General features: G+C 44.6%; 18 protein-coding genes. 8 read left to right on the top strand and 10 right to left on the bottom strand.

Going from position 1 to position 26598, the window contains the following annotated elements; genetic code table 11:
* Positions 1–60: 60 nt before the first annotated feature.
* From JGK39_RS17410 to JGK39_RS17400, 3 genes are all read right to left on the bottom strand, one after another.
* Positions 61–3708 (bottom strand): serine/threonine-protein kinase PknK, encoded by a 3648-nt coding sequence (locus tag JGK39_RS17410; protein WP_293296950.1) that lies wholly within the window; start codon positions 3706–3708, stop codon positions 61–63.
* A gap of 151 nt (positions 3709–3859) precedes the next feature.
* Positions 3860–5377 carry a UDP-N-acetylmuramoyl-L-alanyl-D-glutamate--2,6-diaminopimelate ligase gene (locus tag JGK39_RS17405; RefSeq protein WP_293260414.1) on the bottom strand — a complete coding sequence of 506 codons (1518 nt, stop codon included), beginning with the start codon at positions 5375–5377 and terminating at the stop codon, positions 3860–3862.
* A gap of 154 nt (positions 5378–5531) precedes the next feature.
* Positions 5532–5837, bottom strand: coding sequence for a glutaredoxin family protein (locus JGK39_RS17400; RefSeq protein ID WP_293260423.1), 306 nt, complete (start codon positions 5835–5837; stop codon positions 5532–5534).
* 236 nt (positions 5838–6073) lie between these two features.
* Between JGK39_RS17400 and JGK39_RS17395 the strand changes: the two genes are divergently transcribed.
* The 5 genes from JGK39_RS17395 to JGK39_RS17375 all read left to right on the top strand — a co-directional run bounded on the left by JGK39_RS17395 (position 6074) and on the right by JGK39_RS17375 (position 12759).
* Entirely contained in the window at positions 6074–7126 is a 1053-nt protein-coding gene (locus tag JGK39_RS17395; protein ID WP_293260411.1) for an acyltransferase, read from the top strand.
* Positions 7127–7409: 283 nt separating this feature from the next.
* The gene (locus JGK39_RS17390; RefSeq protein WP_293260408.1) at positions 7410–8684 is read left to right on the top strand and encodes an ATP-dependent DNA ligase; all 1275 of its coding nucleotides are present in this window, start codon (positions 7410–7412) and stop codon (positions 8682–8684) included.
* 418 nt (positions 8685–9102) lie between these two features.
* The gene (locus JGK39_RS17385; RefSeq protein ID WP_293260405.1) at positions 9103–10344 is read left to right on the top strand and encodes an exonuclease SbcCD subunit D; all 1242 of its coding nucleotides are present in this window, start codon (positions 9103–9105) and stop codon (positions 10342–10344) included.
* A 226-nt stretch (positions 10345–10570) separates the two neighbouring features.
* On the top strand, positions 10571–11905 hold the full coding sequence (locus tag JGK39_RS17380) for an AAA family ATPase (RefSeq protein WP_293260402.1): 1335 nt from the start codon (positions 10571–10573) through the stop codon (positions 11903–11905).
* Positions 11902–12759 carry a DUF4435 domain-containing protein gene (locus JGK39_RS17375; RefSeq protein ID WP_293260399.1) on the top strand — a complete coding sequence of 286 codons (858 nt, stop codon included), beginning with the start codon at positions 11902–11904 and terminating at the stop codon, positions 12757–12759. Before JGK39_RS17380 ends, JGK39_RS17375 begins: the two co-directional genes overlap by 4 nt.
* Here JGK39_RS17375 and fmt read toward each other — a convergent pair.
* The 7 genes from fmt to JGK39_RS17340 all read right to left on the bottom strand — a co-directional run bounded on the left by fmt (position 12749) and on the right by JGK39_RS17340 (position 20713).
* The gene (gene fmt, locus JGK39_RS17370; RefSeq protein ID WP_293260396.1) at positions 12749–13762 is read right to left on the bottom strand and encodes a methionyl-tRNA formyltransferase; all 1014 of its coding nucleotides are present in this window, start codon (positions 13760–13762) and stop codon (positions 12749–12751) included. The two genes, JGK39_RS17375 and fmt, sit on opposite strands and share 11 nt — an antisense overlap.
* A 276-nt stretch (positions 13763–14038) precedes the next feature.
* Positions 14039–14323, bottom strand: coding sequence for a DUF2442 domain-containing protein (locus JGK39_RS17365; RefSeq protein WP_293260393.1), 285 nt, complete (start codon positions 14321–14323; stop codon positions 14039–14041).
* Positions 14324–14326: 3 nt separating this feature from the next.
* Positions 14327–14587 (bottom strand): DUF4160 domain-containing protein, encoded by a 261-nt coding sequence (locus JGK39_RS17360; RefSeq protein WP_293260389.1) that lies wholly within the window; start codon positions 14585–14587, stop codon positions 14327–14329.
* A gap of 864 nt (positions 14588–15451) precedes the next feature.
* Positions 15452–17575, bottom strand: coding sequence for an SUMF1/EgtB/PvdO family nonheme iron enzyme (locus tag JGK39_RS17355; protein WP_293260386.1), 2124 nt, complete (start codon positions 17573–17575; stop codon positions 15452–15454).
* Complete coding sequence (locus tag JGK39_RS17350) at positions 17572–18417, bottom strand: hypothetical protein (RefSeq protein WP_293260383.1); 846 nt, start codon at positions 18415–18417, stop codon at positions 17572–17574. The genes JGK39_RS17355 and JGK39_RS17350 overlap by 4 nt, the downstream gene beginning before the upstream one ends.
* Positions 18418–18735: 318 nt before the next feature.
* A complete protein-coding gene (locus tag JGK39_RS17345) occupies positions 18736–19515 on the bottom strand; it encodes a hypothetical protein (RefSeq protein WP_293260381.1) in 780 nt (259 codons plus the stop codon).
* A 619-nt stretch (positions 19516–20134) separates the two neighbouring features.
* The gene (locus JGK39_RS17340; protein ID WP_293255744.1) at positions 20135–20713 is read right to left on the bottom strand and encodes a Uma2 family endonuclease; all 579 of its coding nucleotides are present in this window, start codon (positions 20711–20713) and stop codon (positions 20135–20137) included.
* 262 nt (positions 20714–20975) lie between these two features.
* Between JGK39_RS17340 and JGK39_RS17335 the strand changes: the two genes are divergently transcribed.
* The 3 genes from JGK39_RS17335 to JGK39_RS17325 all read left to right on the top strand — a co-directional run bounded on the left by JGK39_RS17335 (position 20976) and on the right by JGK39_RS17325 (position 25794).
* Positions 20976–21227: a hypothetical protein gene (locus tag JGK39_RS17335; protein ID WP_293255747.1), complete on the top strand. Its 252-nt coding sequence runs from the start codon at positions 20976–20978 to the stop codon at positions 21225–21227.
* Positions 21228–21230: 3 nt separating this feature from the next.
* Complete coding sequence (locus tag JGK39_RS17330; RefSeq protein WP_293296949.1) at positions 21231–22550, top strand: ABC transporter substrate-binding protein; 1320 nt, start codon at positions 21231–21233, stop codon at positions 22548–22550.
* A 763-nt stretch (positions 22551–23313) separates the two neighbouring features.
* Positions 23314–25794: an MASE1 domain-containing protein gene (locus tag JGK39_RS17325; protein ID WP_293296948.1), complete on the top strand. Its 2481-nt coding sequence runs from the start codon at positions 23314–23316 to the stop codon at positions 25792–25794.
* Positions 25795–26598: the final 804 nt, after the last annotated feature.

Below are 26598 nucleotides of genomic sequence, written 5' to 3'. Positions count from 1 at the left end.
GGCAAATTGAGTAATCCGTCAAGATGAAAATCCATAAGCTTAGCCTCTAGCGTAAAGTTCCTATATTATACAGTTTTCACCGCAAACCCAGAAGAGCCGCTGCATCTTTCCCTGATTCGCACTAATCCGCTCTAAAATTTGAATTTGTTCTGATGCTTCAGCATTGGCATAAATTGCCAATCGCGCCAACGAATCATAGAAGTAAAAATTGGGAACTCTGACCTTAGAAACAGCCACCATTAAATATTGTTCTACCTGCACTGCATTTTCCAGCGCCGCACCGTATTCGCCCAACAAATAACAAAGCTGAAGCTTGTAACGATAGAAGTCAAAAAGCCCGAACATATCGCTTGCTTGCAGGTGAACCGGCAGCATTTCCTCTTCGTTATAAGCAGCACCGATCAGCAAACAGGGATTTGCGCTTGCTCCCAATAAATTTAAGACTGCTTGCTCCGCGATTAAATTGCAGTACAACACTCTTTCTTGCTTGATTTGCCGGAGAAAATGATTGTATTGGGTAATTTCTGGCCCTAAATCTACTAAATTGTAACCACGTAAATATGCAGTGCTGCAATACTCGGCTATACCGTAGGCTGTAAATTCCCAATCTCCGGTTTCCAAACCCAACGTGTAAATTTCTAAGAAAAATTTTAAAGTATCTCTAATATGTTGCTGCCAAGGTTTAATGCAAGAGGCGACTGGTAACAATACCTTGACTCTCATCTCCGGCCTGTGAAACTGCGACACTAAAATCATAGCGAGTTCGCCAAATTGATATCCAGTTTCGAGATCGCCGATAATTCCGCAGAGAATTAATCCATAATTAGCATAACCAAAAGCAGAATCAGCAGCGTTGCCGTATTTAAGCGATAAATCGATTTGTTTTAAAGTAACTAGCGGAAACAAAGCTGGGGTTACGGTAAATGCCAGCGGAATCAAGTTCGACAGCATCCGCATTGCTGCTAAAGCTTCAGCATCCGTCATTTGTGGCAAATTAATTAAATCTTGAATCGATTGATTGGCTAATTTTGCACTTATCTGCTGAAAATCTCGCTGAAAATCTGACGGATTTGGCTGTTCAGGAAACTCTACGCCAAACATTTTTAACAAGCCAAGTGCGAGATTGACCGCTTCTTGTCCTTGGTTTCTAGCAGCACAAGCTTGAATTTTTACTTCATAAGCTTTGACTTGCTCTACCGCTGTTTTAGCCTGCGCCCAAATTATTTGCACTAATTGTTCCATCGCTGCTAAATCTCCGCCAAAATATGCAGTTTCTGCCGCTAGATTATGCAATTTTAATGTCAGTCGATACTGAGTTTCCCAGCAATCGGCGTTCAGCAATCCCAAGCCGATTGTGGCATATTTGCTGGCAGTAACATAGGCAGTTGATGCTCTAGCTTTGTGTCCGGCTGCCAAGTTTAACTCAGCGAGTTGTTGCTGTTTGTCTGACCCAACTAGCAAATCAACGCCATAGTTTAATTGATTGACAATCTCAAAAATCTTCTCATCTAGCTCTGCGGCAGATGTACGCTGGAGCAGCAGTTGTCCTATTTGCAAGTGAGTTGCTTGTTTTTGGTTTTCCGGAATCAATGAATAAGCAGCTTGCTGGACGCGATCGTGCAGGAATTTGTAGCTGACAATTTCCGCAGTCTGCGGCGCCTCTTCTCTGGCTCGTCCGAGATAAAATTTGTACACTTCAGTGGTCGGCAAAATCAAGCCTTCTTGCAATGCTTGCCACAAATTTGTTGCTGTTTCCGCTGACAATTCTTCTGTGACAGTCGCCAAAGTTTCTAAATCAAAAGAGTTGCCAATACACGCGGCTTTCTTTAACAATTCTTGCGTGGATTTTGGCATTTTTTGCAATTGCAACGCCATAAACTCAACGACATCATCAGTCAGAGCTAATGCTTTGACTTTGGCAATATCGCAGTGCCAATTACCAGCAGCAAAGTCAAACTGAATCAGCCCATCATCGTGCAGCAGTTTCAGAAATTGCGTGCTAAAAAATGGATTGCCTTTGGTTTTTTGATAAATTAGTTGAGTTAATGGTAGTGCGATGGCTTCCGCACAGGTAAGCGTATCGGCAACGAGTTGATTTAAACTCGTTTCAGTCAGCGCTGCTAATCTAATCGTATTGATTGTAGCTTGTGCTTTGCGAATTTGTTCTAGCGCCAACATCAAAGGATGAGCGGCAGCAACTTCATTGTCGCGATAAGCTCCAATTAATAGGAGATATCCGCCGTCTGATTCGCTCATCAACAACTGCATCAATTTCAAAGATGCCGAATCAGCCCACTGCAAATCATCGAGAAAAATGACTAACGGATGTTCTTTGGTGGTGAATACTTGCAGGAATTTTGGCAACAGTAAATTAAAGCGGTTCTGTGTCGCTGTTCCAGACAGTTCTGTGGCGGTTGGCTGTTGACCGATAATTTGCTCTAATTCGGGAATTACCTCGATAATTACTTGGGCGCTGTCACCGAGTGCCGCTAAAATTTTGGTTTTCCAATTTGCTAATTCAGCGTCGCTTTCACTCAGCAATTGTCCCATTAATTCTCTAAATGCTTGCACGAAAGCACCCAAGGGAATATTGCGGTTGAATTGGTCGAATTTGCCTTTGATGAAGTAGCCGCGCGCTCCGACAATTGGTTTGTGTACTTCGTTGACAATCGCGGTTTTACCAATCCCGGAAAAACCCGCGACTAACATTAACTCGCGCTTTGACTGGCTCCTCGCTATAGTTTCGGAATTAGAAATGCGATCGAACGCAGCCAATAATTGAGCAACTTCGGCTTCTCTACCGTAGAGTTTCTCTGGGATGAGGAAGCGATCGCACACATCCCGACTGGCGATCGCAAAGCCTTGTATTTTCCCACTTTCTGCAAATTGACGCCCACACAATTCTAAATCAAATTTTAGCCCCAAAGCGCTCTGATAGCGGTCTTCAGCATTCTTTGCCATCAATTTGCTGACAATCTCTGAAAGTGCCTCCGGGATTTGCGGATTGATTTGGTGCAGCAATGGCGGTTGTTTGGCAATATGAGAGTGTACCAATTCCATCGGATCGTTGCTTTGAAACGGCAACTTACGCGCCAACAACTCGTAAAAAGTGACACCCAGAGAGTAAAAATCAGTACGGTAGTCAACGCCGCGATTCATCCTTCCCGTTTGTTCGGGAGATAAATAGCCTAATGTGCCTTCGAGCCGGTTGGGATTCATCAGGGTTTGAGTTTCCCTCGGCAGCACTGATGCGATGCTAAAGTCAATGAGTTTGACTTGTTTTGTTTGGGGATTAATCAGAATGTTGGCGGGTTTAATGTCTTTGTGAATGATGCGCTGGCGGTAAAGTATATCTAATGTATTGGCGAGAGCGATCGCAATTTGGAAAAACTCCACCAGAGATTTAACTGTTTCGCCTTTCCCCGTCCATGCCTTCAGAGAAATTCCCCCGAAGTCTTCGACAATCAGCGCATAGCCGTTGCGGTAGGATTCCAAGCTGTAGGTTTGGATGATTCCGGGAAAATTTAGGTTTTTGGCGATCGTGTACTGATTGCGAAAATGCAACAGTTCGCTGAAGCTGGGATACTCGTTCCGCAAGACTTTGATGATGACGGGTGTTCGATCGCCGAGGCTGCGGGCGCGATAAACCTGGGTGCGAGTCCCTGAATAAATGCGATCGAGAATTTGATAACCTGTTAGTTCGATCATAGCAAAAAATTTTATTATTAAATTAAATTTTCTACTATTATAATCTATTGACAATCCGATTTTGCCCTCGTATAAATACTGAAAAATCCCACAAATTTCCCAACCAGCGAGCAGCTAACTGTTAACGGTTAACCGTTAACAGTTAAGAGAATTAACTCATTCGGGCTGTCAAGGCATCTCGCGCTTGTTCTCGATCGTCAAAATGGACTTTTTCGGTGCCCAAAATCTGATAATCTTCGTGTCCTTTTCCTGCAATCAGCACGCCATCTCCGGGTTTAGCGTCGATAATAGCAGCGCGAATTGCTGCGGCGCGATCGCACATCACGACGGGTTTTACGGTGGCAGGAATGCCTGCGATCACGTCTTCTAAAATGCGATCGGGATTTTCGGTACGCGGATTGTCGGAGGTAACAACGGCTAAGTCGGCCAACTCTGCCACGATTTTACCCATAATTGGGCGTTTCGTGCGATCGCGATCGCCACCGCAACCAAACACACAAATCATTTGACCGGGAATAAACGGCCGCGAAGCCTTCAACAAGTTCTCCAAACTATCTGGAGTGTGCGCGTAATCGACAATTACACTAATATCTTGATCGGAACTAATTTGCACCCGTTCCATCCGTCCCGGAACTCCCGAAAACAAAGCTAATTTCTCCACAATTGCGGACAAATCTAAACCCAATTGTAAAGCAGCACCGACAGCAGCCAACATATTAGATAAATTGAACTGACCGACTAAAGGCAAAACAAAAGCAGTTTCGCCCTTGGGAGTGTGCAGCATTCCCTTAACTCCATTGGGCTGATACTGCAAATCAAAAGCATACAAATCAGCAGTTTTGTCCGTAGTGCTGTAACTCCATACTTGCTCGGATTTGAGGCTTTCAACAATCCGCCGTCCGTAGGAGTCGTCAATATTAATTACAGCGCAATTCTTGAGGTAATCCGAACCGAACAACAGAGATTTTGCCTCAAAATAATCCTCCATATCGCGGTGATAATCGAGATGGTCTTGAGTCAAGTTTGTAAACACAGCAACTTCAAAAGAACAGCCCAAAACTCGCTGCTGTGCCAAAGCGTGGGAACTGACTTCCATCACGCCGTATTTGCATCCGGCGGTGACAGCTTCTGCTAGCTGTTTTTGCAAGTCGATCGCAAAAGGTGTAGTGTAAAGAGCAGTTTGTTGAAAACCAGGCCAGCGAGTGTAAAGCGTGCCGAAAATTGCTGCCGGCAACTGCATTTGATTGAGCAAAAATTCGATTAAATGAGTTGTTGTAGTTTTGCCGTTAGTTCCGGTAACGCCGACAAGTTTTAATTTGCTAGCAGGATTGCCGTAAAATGCGGTGGCTATTTGACCGCAAATTTGAGCCATATCGGCTACTGGGATGACGCAGGGAAGCTCTTCTAGCCCCCCCTTGCTAAGGGGGGGTTGGGGGGGTGTTTTCTCGGCGGAGGAGGTGGAAATTATGGCGGCAATTGCACCGCTGGCGATCGCACTTTGCCAAAAATCTCCCCCATCAACGCGAGTTCCCGGCATTCCCAAAAACAAATCCCCCGCCCCACAAGCATGGGAATTAGTAGATAAACCCTTGACTTCGGCATCGAGGGCCCGATGTTGGATGTCAAAGGAAATGCCGGGAAGTGTTGCTAATAATTCTCTCAATTTCATCTGAAAAACTCCTCACTTGGATGTTTTGAATATGACTTGCGCCAGAAATTGTTCGATCCGCTATCTACAAGCCTTTTCGGTGTGAAATCCGCACTCTCCGGGCCCAGAGTGCGGGCCCGGCACCCGAAGGGCTTGATTTTTTGCGTAAATCATATTATTGTGACGGATCTATTTGCAAATATTTCTGTAACATTTGCTCCAATTGTGGGACTGTACAGCGGGGAGAAGGACGAGGTAATTGTTCTTCTGGGGAAAATGCAGCGTCGCCACCAGAATTTTTGCGTTGGGAGTCAACTTTAAACAAAACTGGTACTTCGTACTGGTAAGCTTGAAACCAGTCATCACGTTCGGTAATGTCTCGTACTTCCAATTGAAACTTGAGGCTTTCAATCTGTTCGAGTTTTTCTTGCAACCCTTCGCACAAGTGGCATCCGGGTTTGCTGTACAAAATCAATCGCATCATCAGAGTACAATTAGACTTGATATTAAATTCTCGAAAGTGCGAAAAGTGCGATCCTCTTCGAGGGCTTCGCTAACGGAAGTTGGCGAACCAGACTTCGCAAGAAGCAACTCCTGGCATGATTGACCTCAACGCACGATCGAGGCTATCTTAGCATTGGTGGCGAACCGATTACTACAATTTGCCATCTCAATGCAAATGCCAGCCGATCGAACCCTACACTTTTTCTGTAAAAAATGCAAATTACGCCGGAAATATCTTGCCGAATTAAATTATTGCGTCTGCCTCTCATCATTGGGATTGTTACTATTCACTCGTCCATCAATTCTGTGGGATATGCTGACAAATTTTTCCAGACGTTGATTGCGGGGACTTGGGGCGGTTCTTGCGTGGCTTTTCTGTTCATGCTTTCAGGCTTCCTGTTTTTCAGAAATTTTAATTTATCGCTGAATTCTTATAAAGAAAAGCTCCAATCTCGGTTTTGGACTCTCCTGGTTCCCTATTTATTTTGGAACTTATCTTTATTGACTGTGGTGTTAATTGTCATGAACGTACCGGCAACGAGTGCAATTATCCAAGGGCATTACAAGGCATATATTGGGGACTACAGCTTTGCTAATTTTATAGATTGTTTGACCGGATATAAAAGCCTTTATCCGATCGCATTTCATTTCTGGTACGTCCGGGATTTAATCGCGATGGTGATTCTATCTCCGATATTTTTGATAATCGCTAGAAAGATACCTTATCTAGGTGTAGCTTTGTTTGCCGCGCCTTGGTTGCTGAATTTGCAAATTGGTTTGAGTATCCAGTGGTTGGGGCCGTTGTTCTTTTATTTGGGATGTCTGATTGCTGTTCAAAAATTGGATTTAACTTGGCTCGATAGACGAAAAAGTGCGATTATCGGTATATACTTAGGGATGGCTCTTGTGCTGGCAATGACGCAAACAGCAGACATTAAAACTTTTCAACACCAGTTTGAATGCTGCACGAGAGTAATGGGTACGGCGGCGATTTGGTGCGCTTCAGATTTAGTGTCGGGAAAGCTAGAAAAAGCTTGTTTGAATTTTTCGGGTTTGGCATTTTTTGTTTATGCTATTCACGAACCGACGGTAACAGTTTTTAAGGAAGTTTTTGACAAGTTATCAAAGCCTTCTAATTCAATAACTGTCATTGTATACTATTTGTTGACAATCATCCTGGCAACTTTAGTTACGCTGGCGGTGGGGAGTTTTTTACAAAGATATACGCCTAGGTTTTTTCAAACGGTCACAGGTGCAAGGGGATAATCGGACTATTTTGGATTTTGGATTTTAGATTTTGGATTGAAGATTTTAAGATTGAAGATGAGCAATGATTGATGGCATAATGCCTTGAAGTACAAGGTTTGTAGTGCGGACTTCAGTCCGCAGCATGAAAGCGGACTGAAGTCCGCACTACGAACTGCTTTTTGCGGACTGTTTTTGTTATAGTAATCGACCAGACATGATATAAATCCTGGTTTTGTGCTTGCTTGACTAATGAATCAAGCTTGAGTATACTTTACAAGTAGCCCTACAAAAAGGAGGCATTATGGAGTGCACCGAATACGCAGAAGCCAAGCGAAAAGCAGCCAAAAAAATTAGCGCCGATATTCGAGAACGCTGGAACAATCGCATCGTCACGCGGGGATTGCACTTGATGGGTGAAGCGGGGGCGGTGCAGTATTTAGCTGATTACGGGCGCGGCATTGGTACGGCAAAAGTTATCAGTTTTGCACTGTGTGCCGAGTCGGAAGGATATCCAGAAATGGCGATCGGCTTTTGGAAAAGAGCGTTTGAATTGGAAACGGGAGAAAAGCCGGCTAAAAACACTCCAAACAAGTCTACCACCAATGCTGCTCCTGCGGCAAAATCAAAGGCCGCGGCTAAAGTTGAGACTGCCAACAATCCAATTGTCCCCGAATTACCTCCGCACTTGCAGCCGGGAAGGATTGTGACGATGCAGCCGGTTGACGCGCCCAGCGAACGTTCTTATTATATCGAAAATCCCGAGTATTGGGGACAGCCAAAACGCGATGGCAACCGAGTTGTGGTCGTGGCGACGCTAGATAAAGTATACTACCAATCGCGATCGACTAACCTGCGGCAACAAGCGTCAATTGCGATCGATCGCACTTTAACCGACACAGCAGCTAAAATTGGCATCTTTGTTTTAGACGGCGAACTGTATTACAAAAGCTGTACGGGCAGCGAACACCGCACGGGCGCCCAAGCTGCTACAGTTAATATTGAAAGCGGTTTTCCGACAACCCAGCCCACCGCAGTTTATGCCATTTTCAAAGCTTTGTTTTTCCAGGGAAATGACCTGACCAAAACCGCCGAATCAGAAAGAATTGCCGCCGGAGTTGAAGTTGGCGAAATGCTGTTAAGTTTATCTGCGGAATTTGAAATTGTCCCGACATCTCGCACCGCAGGCGAAAAACTTTTGCTAGCGCAGCAACAGGAAGCTGAAAACAGAGAAGGCGAAGTTTGGATTTTGCACAACTGCCGCTACGTAGGCGGCAAAGATGTTAAGAAATTCCCGATGGTAAGGACTAAATACTGTCAGGAATACGACTTATTTATTGTGGGATTGACTCCGACAAAAGTTGCGGGGCGGCCGTTTAGCGCGATCGAAGTCGCGCAAGAAATCGACGGCAAATTAGTACCTGTCGGAACAGTGGGAACGGGCTTTAGCAGCGGGGAAATGCTGGAAATCGCCAGACTGCACGAGGCAAACCCCCGGGGAGTCAAAATCAAAGTGCGATCGCAGGGATTGACAGAAAGTGGCAAACTGTGGCACGCCCGATTTCTAGAATTGTGTTAAAATAGCACGGCGGTTCAAACCGCGTCTATACAAACAATGTCTGCCTCCGCAGACTGAATAAAATAACATAATTTTAGCCGTCCGGTATTCAGCGATGTCCTAGGCGGATCTGCAAATTTAAACAAATATTATCGCACAGGTTCGTAGTAAGGACTTTAGTCCTTCTTCAGCATCAGGTTCGTAGTAAGGACTTTAGTCCTTCTTCAGCGTCCTTCTTCAGCATCAGGTTCGTAGTAAGGACTTTAGTCCTTCTTCAGCATCAGGTTCGTAGTAAGGACTTTAGTCCTTCTTCAGCATCAGGTTCGTAATGAGGACTTTAGTCCTTCTTCAGAAGCAAAAGAAGGACTGAAGTCCTCACTACGAACCTAAATTAAGTCCTCACTACGAACCTAAATTACAAGTCACAAACCCAAAAACAATGATTAAAATTCTTCACCTTTCAGACATTCACATGGGAAGCGGCTTTTCCCACGGGCGCGTCAATCCAGAAACCGGGTTAAATACGCGGCTGGAAGACTTCGCGGCGACGCTGAGTAAATGTATGGATAGAGCAATTTCTGAACCCGTAGATTTAGTCATATTCGGCGGGGATGCTTTCCCGGATTCAACGCCGCCACCGTTTGTCAAAGAGGCTTTTGCGCGCCAATTCAGCCGCTTGGTTGAGGCGCAAATTCCGACGGTTTTGCTAGTAGGAAATCACGACCAACATTCCCAGGGACAGGGCGGCGCGAGTTTGGGAATTTACCGGACTTTGGGAATACCTAAGTTTATTGTAGGCGATCGCCTGGAAACACACCTCATACACACCCGCAACGGCGCCGTACAGGTGGTTACACTGCCTTGGTTGACGCGATCGACCTTAATGACTAAATCAGAAACCGAAAGCCTGTCTGTAGGCGACGTTAACCAATTATTAACCGAAAAACTGACGATCGCCATGGAAGGTGAAATCCGCCGCCTCAATCCCGAAATACCAACCGTACTATTAGCGCACTTAATGGCAGATAAAGCAAGCTTGGGCGCCGAGCGTTTTTTAGCAGTCGGCAAAGGATTCAACATACCCGTTGCCATGCTAACACGCCCTTGTTTCGACTACGTAGCCCTCGGTCACGTCCACAAACACCAAAATCTCAACGCTTCCAACAATCCGCCCGTAATTTATCCCGGAAGCATCGAACGAGTTGACTTTAGCGAAGAGAAAGAAGACAAAGGCTTTGTGTTGATTAATTTGTCACGGGGTAAAGCCGAATGGGAATTTTGCACCTTACCCGTGCGGGTGTTTCAGACGATTAAGGTGAACGTATCTGAATCGGAAAGTCCCCAAGCCGACTTGGTGAAAGCCATTGGGAAGAAGGAAATCCAAGATGCTGTCGTGAGATTGATCTACCAATTGCGATCGGAACAATTAGACTTAATTGATAACGCCGAATTGCACGCACTTCTCGGCGCAGCCCACAGCTACACAATTCAGCCGGAATTAGTCAGCCAGCTAGCAAGGCCGAGGTTGCCGGAATTGAATGCTAATAATAGTATAGAACCGTTAGATGCTTTGAAAACTTATTTAGCAAGTCGCGAAGATTTGAAAGATATTACTGAGAGTATGTTAGAAGCCGCGCGGGATTTGTTGGGAGTTGAAGAAGAAGCTTTAGTCGAATTTTAGTAAGTTATAGTGGTTCTCAGAAAGATGAGGTACGTTGTTGGGCTTCAGCCCTCTTAGTCTAAGCGGTTATAATAAGCCGTCAGTCATCTTTTTAAGAAAGGCTATATATCAATTCCGGCTGTACCGTCAGGTGATTTAACCGCAGAGAACGCAGAGAACACAGAGGAAGAGAAGAGAGAAATCAATAATTCCAATACTAACGGATTTGATATAAGTAGAGGGAAAAATGAGAATAAATAAAATTTCTGTCACCAAACTTTTTGGAGTGTTCAACCATCCGGTTTCGCTCAATATGGAAGATAGGATCGCGATTATTCATAGTCCAAATGGATTTGGCAAAACAGCCTTATTTAGGTTAATTAATGGATTTTTCAATTCACTTGACTCAGAACTTTGGACTATCCCATTTACAGAGTTCCGGTTAGACTTTGATGATGGTAGTTGTCTACAAATAACTAAATCGATCGATGCACCTGAACATGAGAAAGATAAAAATTTAATGTTTTACTTTGCTAAGCCTGGTGCAGCAAAAGAGATATTCTCACCGAATTTAATAATGGACTCAATAGATGATTTCTCAGCGGGAATCAATGTGTCTTCGGATATCACAGATGATACACTACAGTCATCAGGTGACATAGACACACCAACTCAAGTTTCAGAATTAGAATTAGAACGTATTCTCGTCTTTAAAGCTAGACAGTTAATATCAAGGTTAGCAAAGAGCGTTAAGAAAGAACCAAAATGGCTGTCAGAACTAAGAAGTTCTATCGATGTTCATTTTATCGAAACTCAACGTTTGTTAACTCCCTCAAGTTTTCCTAAACCAGCGGTAGATACAAAACACCCTTCAATGATTCCATCGGTTAGTATCTATTCCCAGGAACTCGCAGAAGAGATTCAAGCAAAACTGGCTGAATACGGTGCATTATCTCAATCCCTTGAAAGAACCTTTCCCGCAAGAATTTTTAATAACAAATCACCCTCCAATATCACAGAGAAAACGCTGCATAACAAATTAAATGAAATTGAGCAAAAGCGTTCTCTTCTCAGAGAAATTGGTCTTTTGGATAAAGACGAAAATCCTGATTTTCAAATTGAACAACATATTGATAATACCACAAAAAATATTTTGTCAGTTTATGTTGAAGATGTAGAACAAAAACTCATGGTTTTCAAGGAACTCGCTACTAAAATAGAACTTTTTACGAGAATTATTCAACAGCGATTTCTATACAAGCATATGAGTATCAGCAAAGATAAAGGTTTTACCTTTACAACGGCTGATGGTAAGCCTTTGTTGGCGACAGACTTATCTTTCGGAGAACAACACGAACTGGTAATGCTTTACGAGTTGTTATTCAGAGTTAAACCTAACTCACTGGTTCTCATTGATGAACCTGAAATTTCGCTTCACATAGCATGGCAAGTTGAGTTTCTCAAAGATTTGCAAGCAATTATTAAGTTGGCAAACTTTGACGTGCTTATCGCATCTCATTCTCCAGATATTATAGACGATCGCTGGGATTTGACAGTGGAATTGAAAGGGCCAGTTGAATGACAAATAATCTTAAACCGGATCGTATTGCCAACAAACTTCGCTTGCTGAGAACTCAATCTAAATATACTGGATCTTTTGTAATTGCTGAGGGAGATACAGATGCGCGGGTGTGGAAAAACTTGATAGATTCCACAAAGTGTCGTGTGGAAATTGCCCATAATAAGGACAATGTTGTAAAAGTGCTCAATATCCTTGAAAAGGATAACTTTGCGGGCGTGTTGGCTATTGTTGATGCTGATTTTTGGATACTAGAAGGTACTGTTACATCTAGTTCTAACTTACTATTAACTGATACTCACGATCTTGAAACTATGCTGCTGAAATCGCCAGCACTTGAAAAAGTTCTTTCCGAACACGGTTCTGAACAAAAAATCAATAATTTTGGTAAAGATATTCGCCAAACTTTACTGGAAAGTGCCAAAGTTATTGGTTATTTACGATGGGTTTCGTTAAAGTTTAATTATGCTTTAAAATTTGAAGGTTTAGCTTTTAGTAAATTTGTAGACGATAAAACCTTGGAACTAAATGAGTCAAAATTACTGCAAACTGTGAAAAATAACTCTCAAAAACTGGGACTTGATGAGGCAGAAATTATAGCAAAGATGGATAGCTTAAAAACAAATGCTCAAGATATGTGGTATGTTTGTTGCGGTCACGATATGATTTGTATTTTGTCGATCGCACTTTGCAAAGCCCTAGGCACCTGCAACTCCAAGCAAGTTGAGCCAGATGTACTAGAAAAAGACCTTAGACTTGCTTACGAGTCCTCTCATTTCCAACTGACACAACTTTACACAGCCATTCAAGATTGGGAAAAAACCAATCAACCCTTCCAGGTACTTTCTAGCCTGTAGCTTCAACTTTCCCAAAAATCTCACCCGCCGTCAACCGAGCACCATTGGCAAAATCCACCCCAGACTGAACTTTTTTACCAGCCAACTGCACCTCCCGCAATAATAGCAAACCATCGCCTGTTTGGACGATCGCCCCTAAGCCCTTCACAACCTTCACAACCTCCCCATTTGCGCCCGACAACTGGGCCAAAACAGGCCATTCCCGTTCCAAAACCCTCAACTCCGGCGGTAATTGCAGCCAATATTCCGGCCCCACCGGCACAGTTGCAATCACCTTCAGAGAGTTACCGCGAAAAGTCGTCGTGCAATTCGGGAAAAAACCCCTAACTTGATTGTGAAGGGCGATCGAACTTTTCGACCAATCCAGCACAAAATCAGCCGCCTCAATCATCGGCGCATAAGTCGCCTCACCATCATCTTGAGGTACACCTTTAACTTCCCCATCCCTCAATTTAATCAAAGTTTCCACCAACAAATCCGCCCCAACATCCGCCAACCTATCCGCCAAAGAATCAGCATTATCCAACAGCGAAATACCAGCAAAAGCCTTCAACAACATCGCCCCAGTATCCATACCAGCATCCATCAGCATAGTAGTAATTCCAGTAGCCTTTTCCCCATTAAAAAGACAGCGCTGAATCGGCGCCGCCCCGCGATACTTCGGCAAAATAGAACCGTGAACATTCACACAAGCCAAACTAGGAATATCCAGAATTTCCTGAGACAGAATCTGCCCGTAAGCCACCACCACAAACACATCAGCCTCCGCTTCCCGCAACTTAGCAAGCGTTTCCACATCCTTCTTAATTCGGCGCGGCTGCCAAACCGGAAGACTGTGATTTAAAGCCACATCTTTTACAGGTGAACCCATCAATTTATTGCCCCTTCCCCGGCGTTTGTCCGGCTGAGTCACCACACCCACAACCTCAAAATCCGGGTGACTCAGCAAACTGGATAAAGTAGGAACAGCAAAATCAGGAGTGCCAAAAAAAACAATTCTCATCAATTTTTAGTTAAGTAGAAAAGATCCCAAAAACTATAATATATTACAATACGGTTCAGTTAGCGTTGTCCGAAGAGAGAAACGAAGCAATCGCATTGTCTATGTTTCACAGTGTTTTATCGCTAGGACTCTCTTATCGGAACTGTATTGTAACCTATTGTTGCTTGTTACTTTCGCTCTGCCTGGTAACGCAGATCCGGAGGAAGAGCCTCCTTTTAGCTCGCAGCTTACATGAGAGAGGATTATAGGTGTATTTAAGTTATTAAATTTTCGCTCCTAAAATCGACTAACAGATTCTTTTTCATAGGTAGCGATTGGCTGATTTGTAATAATTGAATACAAAACATCTGGGTCTAAATCGGCTCCATTTTCCCAGTAAACCGTTCCCAAATCAGGATTAACTTTGACTTGAACAAAGTAACTCAAGTCTTGTAGGGGGGAAAAGATGCCCGTGAATTCGATCAGTTCACTGATATCAACAACTCCCTCTATACAGTCTTCAAACTTGAGATGTAGTTGATAGAATTCTAACGGTTTAACCGAGATAATATCTTTAAGCATTTTCTACTCCAACGGTGTGATAGGCTCTAAAGGAGATTGAACTCTAGCTAGTTCCCAGTTTTGCATTAGTTCTGTCTGATGAATAGCCGCCCATTCTATAACTAGACCTAAGATGCGGGGGGAAAGTTTACCTTCTAAAATCGAAAGAGTTGCGATATCAATGATAGCTTTTTGTTGATTGTAGCGGACGTGAAAATGTGGAGGCGGGTGGTCTTTGTAGGACATAGTGATGATGATACCTAAAAAACGGCTGATTTCTGGCATTATCTCGCCTTCTCCATTATCGGTTGGAAAATTATTCCTGAACTCTTTTTATACATCCAATAAATTCCAATTTGCTAGCCTAGGAACTAGGGTATTATACTATGGCAAAATCTTAACTATTTCGCACATCATCAGCCTGACACACGTTACAAGTTTGGTAATTCATTTATAGTTTTATCTAATAAATCGGGCAACTCTTCGGAATCCCTACCAAGCTACCCGATTTGGTTTTATTTTCGGATGAAGTCACCCCATCACAGGAACAAGTCTGGACTCTTCTTACACGCCCGACAAATTCCCATTTGCCAGTTCCGATAGCGAAGAGTGCTCACAGGGAAGACAGGGAGGAAGGGACAGCCAAAGCTACCGCTACACGAAAACCCCTGTTCCTGTTCGAGTTGCCCGCAGAGTTGTAGTTGCGGTTGGCAGCACGGCAATTGACCGCATTGTTGTTCCACGAACCTCCACGCTGCACTCGGAAGTGCTTGTCCCTTCTCCACCCTCTCACTTGCGCGAGAAAAATGGATACTTATTTACTATCTCAAAAAAAGGGATATTTCTCAACCTTTTTTCTCATGACTTACGCAATGAAACCGGGTTTCTACGAAAAATCTTGGTTTCTCAACTAATACCAATTTAAAAAAAGAATGCAACAGTATTCTTGTCCCCCCCCTTAGCAAGGGGGGGCTAGGGGGGGTCGAAGAGTGTTGCGCGATTTTAGTAAAATGGTATAAACATCTACCAAGAAACCCGGTTTCTACCTACCCATCGCCACTTCCCCGAAAAAAAAATTGAGCGCTAGCGCGCTAGAGGGAAAAGGAAAAAGAGCAAAGCGCAAAAGGGCAAAAGAGCAAAGAAGAGTCCTCACAGGGAAGACAGGGAGGAAGGGACAGCCAAAGCTACCGCTACACGAAAACCCCTGCCCCTGTATGAGTAGCCCGCAGAGCCGTAGTTGCGGAATGCAGCACGGCAATCGACCGCATTGCCGTCCCACGAACCTCCACGCAGCACTCGGTTACTATCTCCGCCAGTTGTCCGCGAAGTACCATCAGATGGCGCGCCATTGTAACTACCATGCCAAGGATCAGCGCACCATTCCCAAACATTGCCGTGCATATCGTACAAACCAAACCCATTCGGGGGAAAACTTCCCACCGGAGTAGTTTCTTGACGATAAAGTCCTTTCGGTGCAGAACCGTAGGGATTATTGCCGTCATAATTAACTAAATCTGGAGTAATAGTCTCCCCAAAGTGAAAAGCCGTAGTTGTTCCAGCCCGACAAGCATATTCCCACTCGGCCTCACTCGGCAAACGATAGGTTTTTCCAGTTTTCTCAGACAACTTCTGACAAAAACTTACCGCATCATTCCACGATACATTTTCTACAGGCCGTTTCTCACCTTTAAAACCAGAAGGGTTATTTCCCATCACCGCTTGCCACTGTTCTTGAGTAATGGCATATTTCCCTAAATAGAATGGCTGGGCAAAAGTTACCTGATGTTGGGGGCGTTCACTATCACTACCTTCTCCCGACGGTGAACCCATCATAAAACTACTCGCCGGGATATGCACCATTTCCAGTTTCACCCCATTACCCAAATCTTCCTCTTTTTGATAAGCTTTCCCCGACTGCTTGCTAGTTTGTTTCCCGTACTTATCCACCGCGATCATTTCAAAAGTAAATGCTTTACCTTTACTAGCTTCTTCCTCCCGCCGCAAACGTTCCGCTTCGGCTGCCTGATGTTGACGTTCCCTTTCCTTTGCTTCTTGACGCAAACGTTTCGCTTCCGCCTCCCGTTTTCTCTCCTCCAATACAGCCAAAGCCACATCGCGGATATGCAAAACACCCGGTAAACTCGGATTAATTTGCAACGCCAGATTAAAATCTTCAACTGCCCGTTCTAACTGTCCCAGCTTCTGATAAACTAACCCGCGATGGTGGTAAACACTAGCTTCATTCGGATTCAGCCGCAATACTTGGTCAAAATCAGCGATCGCGCCCTGATACTCTGCAATTTGATAATAAGCCAAACCCCGCTGAAAATTCGCCTCAAACCGAGAACCGTCTAACTGCAAAACCTGATGAAAATCTGTAATCGCCGAAGAATATTCCCCATTTTTTGCCCGTTGCAAACCCCTCCGCCAACAAGACTCAATGATACTTAACTGCAAACTCGCCCCCAAAACTCGCAAACATTCATTTAGCTTAGTTACATAGGGTTCATCATCAATCGTCAAAGCCGCCGCCAAAACATTTAATAACTGACTTTGTTCGGGAATCGGCAAACCGTGCAGCCTCAACCAATCTTGAACAGACAAATACAACTGTGCAGCAGCCCACTGCTTGTCAGCCAAAATCAACAGAGATATAGCTAAATCCAAACGCAAATCAGGAATCAGTGCCGACTCTTGTTCAGCCAAACAATCATATAATTGCTGATAATAACCAACCGCAATTTCCGTCAGAATATTCTGTTCGTCAGCGGGCATTTTTTTCAACATTTCCGGGAGTAACTGCGGTAGAAAAGGTGTTTTTCGCTCATCTGGAGGCAAAAACATCAGACAATATTCATCAACAATTAACCCCGCGATCAAAGCATGGCAAATGCAAATAAATTTTGTTAAATCATCGGAATCATTTTTGTGAAAATGATAAGGGCGATGAATTTCGCTTAAATCTTCTCCTTCCTCTAGGGCTTCCCGTTCAATTTCCAAGATTCGTAAATTTTCCTGATAGCGTTTAACTGTTTCCTCACCAAAACGAAGATCGAAATCAGCCACAGGCTTACCAGAGTCAATATACGCTTGTCGTTTTGTTTGCCAATTCACAGCCCGTTGTTTGGCAAAATCATACAATATCTCAACCCAAGGTAACTGATTGATGGGAGTTTTGTAGCGATACTTTTTGAAATTAATATGCCAAAAGCCAAAACGCAGGTAAAACTTATCATGGGTAGCGGATGAGTCTAGAATCAGGGTAGGAATCACGCGCAAACCGGCAAATAAGTTTTCCGCCGCCGCCTCTTCCCGAAAAACATTAGTCCGCCAAGAACCGCCATAAATTGTACTGGCCGACCATCGCTGATATACTTATCTAGGAAGGTTCGCAAATAGTTGCTTAAAAACTCCTCAGATACCGGAAAGTTTTGATTACCTTTAGCCGGATCGTGAGTCAATACTGGAGGTGATAAGAAAACTCGTAAAGTGGGTGTATCTTCGGGGTTGATGTTGGCAATAATGTTTTCGGCGGTGACTAGAATCGGGGAATTTTCTAAGTTTTTTTGCTTGACAATGGCGGCAATTGCTGTTTCGCGATTTACCTGAGCAATTTCTCGTGCTAGAAGTGCGTCTAACTGTTTTAATTCTAGTTGAAGTTGACGCTGTTCGGCGATGCAGAATTTTTGCAATTCAGCGCGCAATACTTCAATTTGGGCGCTGTGTTCGCGGTTGAGTTTGCCTTCATTGGCTTGAAAATCTCGATTGAGTCGGGCTAATTTGTCTTGTAATTCGCGATTCAGCGTGCCTTCATGGGCTTGAAATGCGATATTCATTTCGGCGAGGTATTTTTGTAAACCTCGGTTCAAATCGCCTTGTTCTTTTGTGATATCAAGACTGGCTTGATGTTGCAAGTTTTGGACGATGGTAATTTTTTGTTGTAATTCTCGTTGTTTGTTGGCGTTTTCAATGGCAGTCTCTGAATTAATTGTAGCAGTAACAATGCCAGTTTCTAATATGCGGTCTTGCCGATATTTTTCTGGCATAAATATGGATTTGCAAGCATCGCCTATGTTACTCCAAAATCCTTTTTTTCCTGGTAATGCTTTGGTCATAAATAATCGCTCCTAGGGTGTATGTTTAAGGGTTTAACCCTGTTGTATTAATACCCGACAGAAACCGGGTTTTTCGGAAATCTTGGGGGACAATCAAATATTTGGGAAAAAACCCGGTTTCTGGGCCTCTCGTCTACCCGACAGAAACCGGGTTTTTTGGGAGTTTTTGGGTGAGAATTAAGTATTTGGGAAAAAACCCGGTTTCTGGGCCTCTCGTCTACCCGACAGAAACCGGGTTTTTTGGGAGTTTTTTTGTAATAACGAAGTATTTGGGAAAAAACCCGGTTTCTCATCTCCCGTGTAGCCATGATTAATCAATTAAGTTTTTGCGCCGCCTCCTACTGCAAATAATAGGTGGGCTGCACCTTCTAAATTTGTATCGGCACGTCCTATTTCTTTATGGTCTACATTATAAATGTGACCATTCTCTATTTTACCGATATAATTATCCGCTGAGTGATAATTATATTTATAGACTTCTCCATTGTCTTTGAAGTAACCGACTTCCCACCCAGATGAATTATACATTGCATGGCCTCGAACATCACCGACATCAACGGTGTGACCGTTTAGCTGATGCAGATAAATGTGGCCGTTGTCCCGGATATCTATGTGGGGGTCGTTCATGGTACGATCGCCCCCAGGAACAGTGGCATAGGATGAGTTGACTGTCCAAGCTTGTTGATGATGGGAATCGAGGGCTGATGTTTGATGCCAGTCTTGATGTTGCGGGTGCTCAACCCATCCAGATTGGTGGAAATCTGGAATGATTTCTGGTTGGTTGACTGGGTGATTTAGATGCTGTGAATCTAGGGCTGATATTTGATGCAAGTCGTGGTGTTGGTGAGAGAAGTCTTGATGTTGGGGATAGTCTGCCCATCCAGGTTGAGAGAAATCTGGTAAAATATCCGGTTGGTTGGTGCGAACAAAATTAGGCTGTTGAGAGCGATCGGGTAAATGATTTTGTGGTAAGCTCAGGTCGGAATGCGGATCTGAATGTTGAACGGTGTGTGGCGTGTCGATGCCTAAAGATTGCAGAAAATCATTGAGTTGAAATTGCGGGATATTTTGTCCGGCATCGGGAAGATGATTATTCATGGCGAGTTACCAAAATAATAGCTAGGTCTTGATCGTAGCGGAAATTTTAAAATTCATACAGGGATTACGCAAAGTTGTTTTACAGGCTAGATATAGAACTATAAAGTTCAGTTAACGAAGCGTGTCATACCAAATCTGGGTATCCTAGCCCCTTTATGACTTGGCGGTTGAAACCGCGTCTATACAAACAAAGTGTCCTCGGCCGACGGTCGAAATAAAGGGGGTTTAAAACCCGGATTTGGTATCATTGCGAGGCCCGAAGCAATCACCAAGACTAAGATTGCTTCGTTCCTCGCAATGACAGATATATAGCGGTTTTCAGAAAGATGAGGTATGGCTGACAGCTTATATAACCACTAAACGTATAGGGCCCAAGCCCAACTACCTACCTCACCTTTTTGAGAATTGCTATAGATATTTATTTGTGTCAATAATTCAATGCTTTGATGTCGAGAATCTAATTAGTTATACAAGGGATTTAAAGGGTGTATCTCATTTTTATAATAAGCATTTTTTAAAGAGCGGACTGAAGTCCGGACTACGAACCTTTTTTGAGCGGAACACTGTAAATGCAAAACTGAGATGCTCCCGATTTAAACTTGTTTTTAAAACAATAAAATTATGCCATCAATTCATCCACCGCCACGCTAAAACCCGGCAACACAAGCTGAGTCTTCGCCACCTCACCAGGCTTAAATAAAACTGTCGCACCTTGAGTAATTACTAACACCCAACTACTCTTCGGAAATAGCAGCCAAACTTCCAAACAACCAGACTCTAAATACTCTTGTGCTTTGGCAAAAACATCATCAGCAAAATCGTTAGGCGAAACAATCTCAGCTAGCAGCGGAAAACTCTGCGGCAAAACTGAAAACTCTCCAACTTGCGCCAACAGTTCAGGAGTAATATAAGATACATCTGGTATCCGTCCTTTTTTCCGAGTTTGACAAGTAACTTCCACATAAACCTCGCCCCCTTGAGCGCTTGAGTCCATGTAAATGCCCCAATACCGTACTAATCTGGCTTGAATGCGACGAGTCTTTGCAGTCATTCCCGGTTTCCCTACTACTTCTCCATTGACAAATTCTACAGGATGTTTAACTATAACTTTACCGTCCGCCCACTCCGTCCCGTCAGGAGGATTTTGCATCCATTCTTCCAAAGTTAAATCTAATTGCTCTACACTAAAAGTTGTCATCTGATTCACCAATTTTACTTACCATGTCGATTTTATCATATCTGCCAAAACATGAAAAAATCCTTGAATATGGGGCAGCCAGCCAGTCGCAGCTTGTTGGCAGATACCCCACAACCAGAGTAATATATTCATAACGAACAAGTCAGTCAATGGCTATTAACCGGGAGCATCTCAATTTTGCAAGAAGCATTTTTTAAAGAGCGGACTCTACTGACGTACTACGAACCTTTTTTGAGCGGAACACTGTAAATACAAAACTGAGATGCTCCCTATTAACCGAATTCCCGCATTCGGGCGCGTCGAAATGCCTAACTTGGCAAAATATCGATCGCACTTGACAGCAATTTCTTGCGATCGGATGTGCCCGCAAGATACACTAGGAGGCGGAGTTTTCAGGGTTTTGTTTCAAAACACCTCCCCCAGACTTCTGAGATTCAACCAGTTTCACCAACCTCTAACTATCCGCGTCCATCCGCGTTCATCTGCGGTTAAAAAAATCTTCCCTGAACACTAAAAAATGATTTTATCCCAATTAGCCAAAGCCCTTAAAAAGCAACTAAAACTAGCAATCTGCCTTTTACTTGCCTTAAATCTACTAATATTAAGCGGCTGTCAAAACACCCCAAAAAATAGCGAGACAATCAAGCTCACACTGTGGCACGGCATCAATCCCCCGCCAAATCGCGACGTATTTAAAACCCTCACGGACAAATTCAACCAAACGCATCCCCACATCCAAGTAGAACAAATTTACATCGGTCAGCCTGACCAACAACTGCCAAAAATCCTCACATCAATAGTAGGAAACGCACCGCCAGATTTGCTGTGGAACAATCCCACAATTGCGGGTAAACTAGCAGAAATGCAAGGAATTCAACCCTTAGAAAACTGGCTCGACAAATCCCCCATCAAAGCCGAAATCGATCCGTCATTGTTCGAGTCAATGGAACTCGGCGGACACATCTGGTCAATTCCCCTAGGCACTAGCAACACAGGCATATTTTACCGTCCCAGCTTGTTTGCAGCAGCAGGAATCAAAGAAGTGCCGCAGAATTGGGCGCAATTAAAGCAAACAGCCCGATCGCTCGCACAGGACACCAACGGAGACGGACGCACAGATCGACACGGCATAGTGCTCCCCCTAGGCAAAGGAGAATGGACAGTATTTACATGGCTGCCATTCATGTTCAGCGCAGGCGGCGAACTCCTGAGAGAAACATCTCAAACTCCTGTACCCCAAATAGACAATCCGGGTTCTCTCGCGGCCTTGGAATTGTGGAAGGACTTGTTAACAGAAGGTTCAGCAATACTGTCAGCACCCGAACGCGGTTACGAACTCGACAACTTTATCGCGGGTAAAGTCGCAATGCAAATCACCGGGCCGTGGACTCTAGCACAATTGCAGCAAAGTGCGATCGACTACGCAGTGATGCCTATACCCGCCCTCAAGCGCTCCGCCGCTGTTGTTGGGGGTGAAAACCTATTTTTAATGAAAACCTCACCAGAACGCGAAAAAGCAGCCCTTGAATTTTTAGAGTACGTTCTTGGTGAAGAATTCCAAACTGCCTGGGCCTTGGACACAGGTTACTTGCCAATTAACTTAAAATCGAGACAGAGCCGAACTTATCAAAGTTTTGTGAAAAAAAATCCTGTTTTGGGAGTATTTTTAGAACAAATGAACTCGGCTCGATCGCGCCCAATTATCTCAGGTTACTCTCGCCTGTCAGAAAATCTCGGCCGCGCCATAGAAGCAACTCTTCTCGGGCGCAACCCCCAAGATGCTCTTAAAGAAGCTCAAGAGCGTTTGACATTAACCTTAGATATTGCTGTCAAGTGAGGTAGTCATTGGTCATTGGTCATTGGTCATTGGTCATTGGTCATTGGTCATTGGTCATTGGTCATTGGTCATGTTTTGCTGTCCCATTCGAGCGAAGGTTATTAGTCATTAGTCATTAGTTATTAGTCATTGGTGATTGGTGATGGGCAAGACAAATGGCGATTAGACAAAAATTTAGAATGGCTCTATTTCAGCAAAAAAAATGAAATACAGAATGATTTTTTTTTGGGGTATTTGTTTATTAGACTGCATTCAATCGCCAGACTCGAAGCCGGGATTAATTGGTGGAAAATCCAGTGAAAATCAGCTTTCAGGCAATTGTAGTCAGAAGCCGGGTTTTTTGCCCCGCACTTACCTGAAAGCTGAGATGTTGCGCGGGTGTTATCGGCTCGTTAGATATTATTGAGCATGGTGCCTGATGTTAGAGTGAATAGAGTTGCGATCGCCCGACACGAAAAGACACCCGCAGTCGCTCGGTAATAAATCTTTAGCAAAAACCAACAATTAACAGACCGAATGCTTAGCCATCACAGATATATTGGCAAACAAGGGATGCTCCCGCAATTTATGCCCAGATGCTATCCGTCGCACAGCAAAAAAAACCGAACCCTCAACGGCGTCACAAAAAATTATCTTAACAGGTTATTCCCTACCTACCACCCATGACCTACGATCGCCTAACAGACAGATTTTTCCTACCCCGTGCCTGTCCCGTGCTACCTACAGAAACCAAAACCAGCATCCACCTTTTCCCCAAACGACAATGCAGAAAAAGTTCCTTAACGCAATCAAAGGACATTCCTGGCGGTACTTCTTCGCAGTAGGGGCGATCGCCGCGATCTACTATTTGGCATCGCAATTCGCCATTGCCACCCTCACCCTGAGCTCAGAAATCTACCCCATGTGGCCAGCAGCAGGAATTGCCCAAGTCGCTCTGCTGCTGTTTGGGCGGCAACTGTGGCCCGGAATTGCGATCGGCGCCTTCCTGTTCCTCATGAGCGCACCGGGGGCCAACATCGGCACTGCTTTGATCTCAGCGGGCGCCAGAACCCTGCAAGCGTGGACGGGAACTTATCTGCTACAGCGCATTAACTTTAGCGCCGGACTCGATCGGCTCAAAGACGTTTTAGGAATAGTCGGACTAGCAGCCCTAGGATCTACCCTCATCAACTCCACCACCGGCAGCATCATCGTGTGCCTGAGCGGTTTATCTAGCTGGAGCAATTTTGGCACGATTTGGGGGACTTGGTGGGTGGGAGACGCCATGGGAATTTTGCTCGTCGCCCCGCTGCTGCTGACGTGGCACAAATTGCCCAAAATCTCCACCCCTCGCAAACAGATAGCTGAACGAGTGATTTGGCTGCTGCTGCTGCTAGCAATCGGCTGGCTAGTCTTCTGTTCCCGCACCCGGGCCGCCTACGCTCGCTATCCCCTAGAATACTTACCATTTCCCCTAGTAGTTTGGGCAGCCTTTCGATTCGGCCAGCGCTACACGGCCATCGCCAACTTCATCCTCTGCGGCTTTGCCATCTGGGGCATCGCCCGGGGCAGCGGCCCCTTTCTCAAACACGCCAGCAGCATCCCCCAAGCACTGTTATCCCTGCAAGCCTTCATCGCCGTCATCGCCGTTACCGGCTTAGTTTTAGCCGCCACCGTCGCCGAACGCCACCAAGCAGAAGCCTCCCTGCGCGCCAGCGAAGCCAGCCTCGCCAACGCCCAGCGCATCGCCCAGCTAGGTAACTGGGACTTAGATCGCAACACGCAGCAATTGCGTTGGTCAGAAGAAATTTATCGCATCCTGGGAGAACGCCCGAGAACTTTCGATCCCAGCCTCGAAGCTTTCTTGCAATACGTGCATCCCGAAGATAGAGAATTGGTCAAAAGCTCGATCGAAGCAGCTTTATTTCAGCAACAGCCTTACAGCATCGACTACAGGCTGCTACTCCCCGACGGCAGCAGCCGCACAGTCTGCGAACAAGCCGCCATCAACTCCCTCTACATCACCAGCACCGTCCAAGACATCACAGATAGAAAGCGGGCCGAAGCCGCCCTGCATTCTTCAGAAGAAAGATTTTCCAAGGCTTTTCACGCTTCTCCTGTTGGGATCGGCATCTGCACTCTCACAGACGCCCGCTTCCTCGATGCCAACGACAGCTTTTTGCGATCCTTAGGCTGGTTGCGGGAGGAATGTATCGGCCGCACCCCCACCGATTTAGGAATGTGGGTCAATTCAGAAGACGCGCGGCGGCTAGCCAAGGTGTTGCAGGAAGAAAATTCGATCGGCAACGCCGAAATCAAAATTCGCACCAAAGCCGGCGAAGTGCGCGACTGGCTGCTGTCAGGAGAACTCATCGACCTCGGCAGCACTCAGTGCGTTTTAATCATGACCAGCGACATCACCGAACGGTTGCGTTCCGAAGAATTCCGCCGCGCCGCACTAGCAGCCGAAGCTGCAAATCGATCTAAAACCATCTTTCTCGCCAACATGAGTCACGAACTCAGAACCCCCCTCAATGCCATCATCGGCTACAGCGAGCTCCTGCAAGAAGACGCCCGAGATTTAGGTGCCGAAGAGTTCATTGACGACCTCCAAAAAATTAACACCGCCGGCCACCACTTGCTAGGGCTGATTAAAGATATTCTCGATATCACTAAAATTGAAGCAGGTCACATCGAGCTGCACATCGAAACCTTCACCATCTTAAATCTGGTCGAACAAGTAGTCGGCACGATCGCGCCCATGGCCGACAAAAATAGCAATATCTTAGAAATACAATGCCCTGAGGATATTGGCTCGATGCAGAGCGACTTAACTAAACTCCGCCAGTCCCTGCTCAACCTCCTCAGCAATGCCTCGAAGTTTACTTCCTCGGGCGCGATTAGTTTCAGCGTAACCCGCTGCCCCGAAACCCCCGCCGAGGCTTCCCAGAGACGCAAAAAACTTGGAGCCTATAAAGGAGTTGGTCTATCAGACAATAGCTCGTCTTCCTTGTCTTCTCCACAAGATTGGATTGTTTTTACAGTCAAAGATACCGGCATCGGTATGAGTTCCGAACAGTTAGCCAGAATCTTCGAGCCTTTCACCCAAGCCGATTCCTCAACTACTAAGAAGTTCGGTGGCACTGGTTTGGGGCTGACAATTACCAAGAAATTCTGCGAAATGATGGGCGGAGATATTACCGCTTCCAGCGAATTGGAGAAAGGTTCTACTTTTACAATTCGACTGCCAGCTATTATCAACTAAATTTTGTTGTTCCTAGAAAAGTATGATAAATAAGAAATTTTGCTAGTTGTTGTTGGCTGCTGCCAATTTTATTAAGGAGAATTCAGAATTCAAAAGGCTTTAGTTATCGTCGCGAGACAAATCAATTCGTTTAAATAAATAATGATTATTAAATAACTTACAATTTTTATTGTTCTTGTGGGACGGGCGTCCCGCCCATCTCACAAATATGTGTAAATTATTTAATTCGCGATCCTAAGTTATACCATTTTTTTAAAGTTATGACAGACTTTCGCAAACTAGGGAAACGAGAGAATTACAACGTCTTGTCCTCCTTTATCTCTATCTGATCTTTATAAAAATGGTATTAAATAAGTACGATCGCGCTCAGCGCGATCTGTAACAATCAAGCAGTACCTCGGACTGTATCAGTTTTTGGTGGCTCAAAAAACCTAGTTTTGGCAGAAACCGAGTTTTTCAGCGTTAGTTCACGGTGATAATATGATACACTTTTTAAGTAGGGGGCCGATATTTAGAGCATGAGTTTGTTGACAATCTAATTTTTTTTATACTAAATATAATTAGCGCAGTTTAAAAAATTTTGGATGATAAGCTGTCGTGCAAATAAACATTGCATATTCGGGACGCTGCTCAGAGCCACGTCCCACAAGACTTGGATTATTTCTTGACATACAGTTTAAATGCCGCAACAGCTTAGAGATGCTCCAGATAGCCTTCTCGATAAAATTTGTGATAGAGTTTGAGCGCGTACCTTTTCACGAACTGTCTACCTGGGTATTGTAAAACTTCATTGAGTTTATAAGC

The sequence above is a fragment of the Microcoleus sp. PH2017_12_PCY_D_A genome, assembly GCF_020738565.1.
Lineage (GTDB): Bacteria > Cyanobacteriota > Cyanobacteriia > Cyanobacteriales > Microcoleaceae > Microcoleus.
This window is presented reverse-complemented; position numbering and strand designations above follow the sequence as displayed.

What these genes read in the sequence shown, in the direction of transcription:
- JGK39_RS17405 (WP_293260414.1), bottom strand. Translation starts at nt 5,377, where the DNA reads ATGAAATTGAGAGAATTATTAGCAACACTTCCCGGCATTTCCTTTGAC.
- JGK39_RS17345 (WP_293260381.1), bottom strand. Translation starts at nt 19,515, where the DNA reads ATGAATAATCATCTTCCCGATGCCGGACAAAATATCCCGCAATTTCAA.
- JGK39_RS17335 (WP_293255747.1), top strand. Translation starts at nt 20,976, where the DNA reads ATGCTCCCTATTAACCGAATTCCCGCATTCGGGCGCGTCGAAATGCCT.
- JGK39_RS17380 (WP_293260402.1), top strand. Translation starts at nt 10,571, where the DNA reads ATGAGAATAAATAAAATTTCTGTCACCAAACTTTTTGGAGTGTTCAAC.
- JGK39_RS17410 (WP_293296950.1), bottom strand. Translation starts at nt 3,708, where the DNA reads ATGATCGAACTAACAGGTTATCAAATTCTCGATCGCATTTATTCAGGG.
- JGK39_RS17340 (WP_293255744.1), bottom strand. Translation starts at nt 20,713, where the DNA reads ATGACAACTTTTAGTGTAGAGCAATTAGATTTAACTTTGGAAGAATGG.
- JGK39_RS17375 (WP_293260399.1), top strand. Translation starts at nt 11,902, where the DNA reads ATGACAAATAATCTTAAACCGGATCGTATTGCCAACAAACTTCGCTTG.
- fmt (WP_293260396.1), bottom strand. Translation starts at nt 13,762, where the DNA reads ATGAGAATTGTTTTTTTTGGCACTCCTGATTTTGCTGTTCCTACTTTA.
- JGK39_RS17400 (WP_293260423.1), bottom strand. Translation starts at nt 5,837, where the DNA reads ATGCGATTGATTTTGTACAGCAAACCCGGATGCCACTTGTGCGAAGGG.
- JGK39_RS17390 (WP_293260408.1), top strand. Translation starts at nt 7,410, where the DNA reads ATGGAGTGCACCGAATACGCAGAAGCCAAGCGAAAAGCAGCCAAAAAA.
- JGK39_RS17325 (WP_293296948.1), top strand. Translation starts at nt 23,314, where the DNA reads ATGCAGAAAAAGTTCCTTAACGCAATCAAAGGACATTCCTGGCGGTAC.
- JGK39_RS17365 (WP_293260393.1), bottom strand. Translation starts at nt 14,323, where the DNA reads ATGCTTAAAGATATTATCTCGGTTAAACCGTTAGAATTCTATCAACTA.
- JGK39_RS17350 (WP_293260383.1), bottom strand. Translation starts at nt 18,417, where the DNA reads ATGACCAAAGCATTACCAGGAAAAAAAGGATTTTGGAGTAACATAGGC.
- JGK39_RS17395 (WP_293260411.1), top strand. Translation starts at nt 6,074, where the DNA reads ATGCAAATTACGCCGGAAATATCTTGCCGAATTAAATTATTGCGTCTG.
- JGK39_RS17360 (WP_293260389.1), bottom strand. Translation starts at nt 14,587, where the DNA reads ATGCCAGAAATCAGCCGTTTTTTAGGTATCATCATCACTATGTCCTAC.
- JGK39_RS17330 (WP_293296949.1), top strand. Translation starts at nt 21,231, where the DNA reads ATGATTTTATCCCAATTAGCCAAAGCCCTTAAAAAGCAACTAAAACTA.
- JGK39_RS17385 (WP_293260405.1), top strand. Translation starts at nt 9,103, where the DNA reads ATGATTAAAATTCTTCACCTTTCAGACATTCACATGGGAAGCGGCTTT.